This is a genomic window from Limnospira sp., from assembly GCF_051859755.1.
Classification (GTDB): domain Bacteria; phylum Cyanobacteriota; class Cyanobacteriia; order Cyanobacteriales; family Microcoleaceae; genus Limnospira; species Limnospira fusiformis.
The window spans coordinates 43,087-49,426 of the sequence record NZ_JBIMLI010000019.1; the positions used below are offsets into that span (position 1 = coordinate 43,087).

The following is a 6,340-nucleotide window of genomic DNA, read 5'->3' on the forward strand; positions in this document are numbered from 1 at the left end:
GTGAAATCCCATGAATCACTCACCTGAGCAATATATTACCGCCATCGATCGCGCTTTGAGTCAGGATAATTTCCATCAAGCCGCAGATTTAGCCTGCGAAGCGTTTAAGTCTTATCCTAACTCGGACAAAATTAAACGATATATGCAGCTTTTTGGACCGAAAACCTTGGAGTTTCACCGCTTACCACCTAACCCTGAGATGTCTTTGAATTTTAACTGGGTTGTCCAAAACCGCCAGGGCTACCGAGGTAGATGGGTAGCCCTCAAAGGCGGGAATTTGGTGAGTGATGCAGCCTCCCTAGATGAGTTAAAACAAAAACTGGGCGATCGCGTTAAGTTTTTGTTCTGTACGGTGGTATATTGACGGGTGGCTCTATCCTAAGACCAGTAATTCGGGTTTAGCAATCATCACTAATCCAAAGAATACCATAAAGGCTCCCGCAAATAGTTTCAGTAATCGCCCTTTTTCTTCGGTTAGACGATAGGATGAAAAAGAGTAAATAAAACTGATGAGAATCCCCAATAGCGGCAGAATATAGACTACAGCATAAAAAGCCGTCCAGAGACTATAACACAGTAAAACATTAGTCTGACAATAGTTGACTAGGGTTGCCATATATACAGTGGGTAAAATGGCTGTACATCCTAACTCTACTAGGTTGACGAAAATTGCTAATAAAACTGTAGCCAATAAGGCGGCGGCAAATTTTCGGCGATCGCTTTTAGCTGATTGTAATTGGTTGACGATGTTTCGGGCTTTTTTGGTAATCTCAATTTGCTGTTCTTGGGATAAAGACAGAGACACAGATTTTTTGAACCAAAAGAAGTCTTTAATGTTAATTAAACCAGCAATGGTGATCACAGCACCCAATATAATCATCACTATTTGACCATATCTATCGATGAAAATTGAGCCCACTAATACCATAGCCATGATAAACACAAAATACATGACTCCTGATGTCACCACAAAGGTGGAACCTACTATCGCCATATCTCGCCTACTTTTAGTATAGGTCAGCAGGGATAATAGGATAATTAACACTGTAAAAGCACAGGGGTTAAAGCCGTCTGCTAAGGCGATGATAAATACAAATAGGGGAAAGGGTAAAGCCGCCGCAAATCCTCTAATTACTGCATCTGGGGTAAATGCGATCGCCAAAAATAGACTAACCATAATTACACCGGTTAGCCCCCCCAACCATAATCTCTTCGTTTCGACTGGTTTATCTTTAATGCTGAAAATTGGGTAGGTGACTACATAAGCTAGGGGTAAAAATGATAAAACCCAGACAGGTATACCTTGTGGTGGAGGCGTTGTAGTGGGTGTCGGCTGTACATTAACCGTTTGACCGGGAATGATCACAGCAGTTCCTAACTCGGCTTGAATAGCATTAATAATTTGGTTCTGATAGCCTATATAAGCCTGATAGGATGGGATAAATTCCAACTCTCCTGGGTCTGGAGAAAAACCGATAAAGGATTTATCACCAATTATAGTTCGGGGAACCGCGCGACTACTGATGTTATTCTCATCAAGAAATTCTTGGAATTTTTCCGGCTGGTTGTCAACATCAACCATGGTTAGGCTGATATTGTCATTCGCTTCGACTACGGGGAGTAAAAAGGCTTTTTGTTGACGACAATAGGGACAGTTTTCGCTGGTAAAAAATAACACATCTACGGAAGTCCCATCATTGGCGGATATCGCTCCGGCTGTTACGGTTAGTATTCCCAGTAATAGGGAGAAACAGAAGATGAGAGTTGGACGCAACCAGTTTTTCCTCAACATAAGACTTAGCCTGTTAATTGATCAATGCTTCAAATGGCGATCGCTCCTCAAGTGGCGGACGCTTCAACCAAAATTGCTGATCCCCCTAGACGATTATGGAAAAATCGGTTATGCTTAAAAGCTGGGGATAGTTAGCCTACTACAAACGGTAGCATGATCAGGCCAAAGCATCTACTAAGAACTTGACGCAAATTTGCACTGACTGTTCTCTGCATTTACTATAACTTAATTTACTGTTAAAATGCTAAATTTTAACCTTTCTTAACCTAGGCGCAATTCTCAATATCCTCAGCCCCAGGAGAATTAAGTTGATATTTAATCATCTACTGTATACTGGCTAATTGCTCTCAACAATCGAATCCACAGAGGAAACAATATGAAACCCACGCGATCGACTTATAGTGATTATCAATATTTTTGTATGCGCCTCCAGCCCTTGCTAGAAATCGCTTACGAACCCGCCACAATTCGGAGTATTTTAGACCGTCTATTTGCGGTAATTGGCGAAAATTTATATATTCCCACTGGCTATGAAAACCCCAACAAATGGACAGAAAACAACGTGACATTAATCACCTATGGGGATAGTATTTACAGCCGATATACTGACCAAAAACCCCTAGAAGTTTTGGCAAAATTTTTAGGAAAAAACCTGAAAGATACTATCACAGGGGTGCATATTTTACCTTTTTTCCCCTATACCTCCGATGATGGATTTGCGGTCAGTGACTATTTAAGCGTGAATCATCAACTAGGAGACTGGGAGGATATCAAAACCATTGCTAATCAATTTAACTTAATGGTAGATGTAGTGCTTAATCATGTTTCCAGTAAGCACGAGTGGTTCCAGCAATTCCAAGCTGGTAAAAAACCAGGCTGTGATTATTTTATAGTGGTTGAACCGGAAACAGACCTATCAGAAGTTGTCAGACCCCGCAACAGTCCGGTATTAGTCAAAGTAGAGACTGTCCATGGAGAAAAGCACGTTTGGGCGACTTTTAGCGAAGATCAGATTGATGTTAATTTTGCCAATCCTGATGTCTTAATTGAGTTTTTAAAAATCATCAGATTTTATATAGTCAGCGCCAAAGCCAGATATATTCGCCTAGATGCAGTTGGTTTTCTGTGGAAAGAAATCGGCACATCTTGCATTCATTTACCCCAAACCCATGCGATTATTAAACTACTGCGGGAACTGGGAAATATGATAGATCCAGAAGTGGCTTTAATTACGGAAACCAATGTACCAAACCGGGAAAATCTCAGCTATTTTGGCAATAGAAATGAGGCACACATGATTTATAACTTCAGCTTGCCGCCACTGTTGTTAAATGGGATGCTTCAGGGCAAATCAGACCATCTCAGAACCTGGATGATGAGTATGCCACCGGCACCCCTAGGCTGTGCTTATTTTAATTTTACGGCTTCCCATGATGGCATTGGTTTACGTCCCGCCGAGGGTTTACTTTCCGATGAGGAATATCAAAGCCTGTTGACGACTATGGAGAAATTTGGCGGAAAAATTAGCATGAGGAAAAAGCCAGATGGTAGCGAGAGTCCCTATGAAATTAATATTTCCTTATTTGATGCGATGAAAGGCACAGTTAAGGGAGAGGATACATGGCAAATTCAGCGATTCCTGTGTTCCCAAACTCTGATGATGTCTTTAGAGGGGATTCCGGCATTTTATATTCATAGTTTATTGGCTACTCCCAATGATTATGAAAGGTTACAACAGACGGGAATGAATCGGTCAATCAATCGCTATAAGTGGCAGATTGAGGATTTACAAAAGGATTTAGAGGACCCCCATTCTCCTCGATCGCTTGTATTCCGTGAAATGTGTCGGCGCATTAAAATCCGTCGCCAACAGGGTGCTTTTCATCCTAACGCTACTCAATACACCCTACAATTAAAGCGATCGCTATTTGGGTTTTGGCGACAAAGTATGACCAGAGACCAAAGCATTTTCTGTATCTTTAATTTGACCGATAAACCCCAACAACTGAATTTAAGAGATGTCAACCTGATCTGTATCGATCCTTGGTTAGATTTAATCAGTGGGGAGATTATTACCGACATTTACTCTAAATACATATTACAACCCTATCAAGCGGTGTGGATTACTAACAAATTCTAGCAGAGGTTGATGATAGTTGGCGATCGCTCACAATTTTGAGAGTTAATGGTGCAATCTGTGATAACCTAACAAAACCCACCTAAAACCCGCCTAACTTGCTTAACAGTTGATATGGAACAATTTCTCAACCTGATTCCAGAGAGTCCCATAGTCCCATTTACAATTCTGATCCTAGTCAGTTTAACCATTCCTCCCATTTTCGAGCGTCTTCGACTCCCCGGTTTGGTGGGTTTATTATTTGCGGGAGTAGTATTAGGACCCAACGGAATGCAAGTTTTGTCTCCTGACTCCGAAATTATGAAATTTCTTTCGGATATCGGCAAAATTTACCTGATGTTTGTCGCGGGTTTAGAAATTGACCTAGAAGAGTTTAGACGCAAACGAAATAGATCCCTATCTTTTGGGTTGATGACCTTTGCTTTTCCATTAACCGTAGGAACTGCAATTGGTTTATCAGTTGGCTACAGTCTAAACGCATCAATTTTGATTGGTTCTCTACTAGCTTCCCATACCCTATTAGGTTATCCTATTGTAGCACGATTAGGAGTAGTTGCCAATGAATCAGTAGTCGTCACTATTGGAGCCACTATTTTTACTGATATTGCCGCTTTATTGGTGCTGGCTATTTGTATTTCCATTCATGGGGGAGATTTTTCGGCGACTTCCATAATTGTACAATTAGCAGCTTTAGGGATTTATACTGCTATAGTTCTGTTTGGTTTAGATTGGGCTGGAAAAGAATATTTTAGGCGTACAGGGAATGAAGAAAGTAATCAGTTTCTGTTTGTCATGCTGGCAGTTTTTTTGGTCTCTGTAGGCTCACAAATTATCAATGTTGATCAAATTGTCGGTGCATTTTTAGCAGGTTTGGCGGTTAATGATGTGATCGGTCATAGTCCGGTAGAGGAAAAAGTGGAGTTTGTAGGTAGTACCCTATTTATTCCCTTTTTCTTTGTGGGGATGGGATTACTCATTGATGTTCCGGCTTTTATTCAAAGTTTAACAACTGGTATTGGCTTAACTTTAGCTATTGTTTTAGGCTTACTAGGTAGTAAGTTAATGGCTGCTACTGGGATGAAATTACTGTTTCGTTATAACTGGAACGAAACGATGACTATGTGGGCTTTATCCGTTCCCCAGGTGGCTGCTACCCTCGCCGCTGCCTTAGCCTCTGTGCGGGTAGGGTTGATATCTGAGCAAGTCTTTAATACGGTGATTGTGCTAATGTTGGTCACTTCAGTTTTGGGACCAATATTAACCGCTCGTTTTGGGAGTCGATTATCTATCCCTAAACCTAATTTACAAGCACCCAATGAGGCTTGGATACCTCAAAAAAAATCAGAAATAGGCTTAGAAAATCCCGGGAATAAATTTACAGTTATTGTGGCTGTATCTAACCCTATGTCGGTGCGGTATTTAGTGGAAATGGCGGGTTTATTGGCGCGTCATGAGTCGGGTTTAGTGGTCCCGATCACAATTACCCAAGCTCATCTACAAATGGATGAACCTCAGTTAGATGTTACCTTGCGTCAGAGCGATCGCCTTTTGGAAAAAGCCGCACAAGTGGCTCAGGAGTTTGGTGTCAAAACTGAAACAAGACTCCGCATTGATGATGATATTGCTGAAGGAATTAGCCGCACCGCTAGGGAATTTGACGCGAGTTTAATTGTGATTGGTTGGAATTATAACACTAGCTTACGAGCCAGACTTTTGGGGAACTTGATTGATAATGTATTTTGGTCTTCCCATTGTCCGGTAGCGGTCTTAAAGCTATTGGAAGCACCTATTGACATTCATCGGATTTTGGTTCCGGTTAAAAATATCACCCCCCAGGCGATTAGAACTATTCGGTTTGCTCAACTGTTTGCTGATAGTAACCAAGCTGAGGTAATGTTATTGCAAGTTTGCGATCGCCGCACTTCTAGGGAACAGGTGAATGAGTTGGAGTCGGAATTATCCACAATTCTAGCATCAGGACCCCAGGTCAAATCTGATATTCAGGTCTTAGTCCATGACAATGTATCTGATGCGCTTCTGAAAGCCTCTCAGTCCTTTGATTTGGTGGTATTGCGATCGATGCGTCGTCGCACCGCTGGGGGTCTGGCTGTAAGTGATGTCACCACGGAAATGATTAAGAGTTTGACCTGTTCCTTTATCCTATTTGGTGAACCACACTCTTGATTTTTGGCGAGGAACCTGCTACAATGACTCTCAGGTGTGCGAGACGTTCAGGTATGAAATAAGGTTGAGATGCCTAAAATAACTACTTGGTAGGGACTTCAACCCCTAGGTTGGATATAAGGAGCGCACTCCTGACCATCCCTATAACTTTTTATATGTCCCGACGCTTGGAGAAATCTAAGCAAGGCAGGGAACTCAAGGTCATAAACAAACTGAGAAATCAGGGA

The 6,340-nt window shown here is 41.7% G+C and carries 4 protein-coding genes; 3 read left to right on the forward strand and 1 reads right to left on the reverse strand.

The window, feature by feature from the left end; translation table 11 throughout:
* Positions 1–10: 10 nt before the first annotated feature.
* On the forward strand, positions 11–364 hold the full coding sequence (locus tag ACTIE0_RS05540; RefSeq protein WP_006621427.1) for a hypothetical protein: 354 nt from the start codon (positions 11–13) through the stop codon (positions 362–364).
* A gap of 9 nt (positions 365–373) precedes the next feature.
* On the opposite strand, the gene ACTIE0_RS05545 is transcribed toward ACTIE0_RS05540, so the two are convergent.
* Positions 374–1,792 carry a glutaredoxin family protein gene (locus ACTIE0_RS05545; protein ID WP_006621426.1) on the reverse strand — a complete coding sequence of 473 codons (1,419 nt, stop codon included), beginning with the start codon at positions 1,790–1,792 and terminating at the stop codon, positions 374–376.
* Between the two features lie 376 nt (positions 1,793–2,168).
* Between ACTIE0_RS05545 and ACTIE0_RS05550 the strand changes: the two genes are divergently transcribed.
* Positions 2,169–3,932 carry an alpha-amylase family glycosyl hydrolase gene (locus ACTIE0_RS05550; protein ID WP_006669094.1) on the forward strand — a complete coding sequence of 588 codons (1,764 nt, stop codon included), beginning with the start codon at positions 2,169–2,171 and terminating at the stop codon, positions 3,930–3,932.
* Positions 3,933–4,043: 111 nt separating this feature from the next.
* On the forward strand, positions 4,044–6,113 hold the full coding sequence (locus ACTIE0_RS05555; RefSeq protein WP_006621422.1) for a cation:proton antiporter: 2,070 nt from the start codon (positions 4,044–4,046) through the stop codon (positions 6,111–6,113).
* The last annotated feature ends 227 nt before the right edge of the window (positions 6,114–6,340 follow it).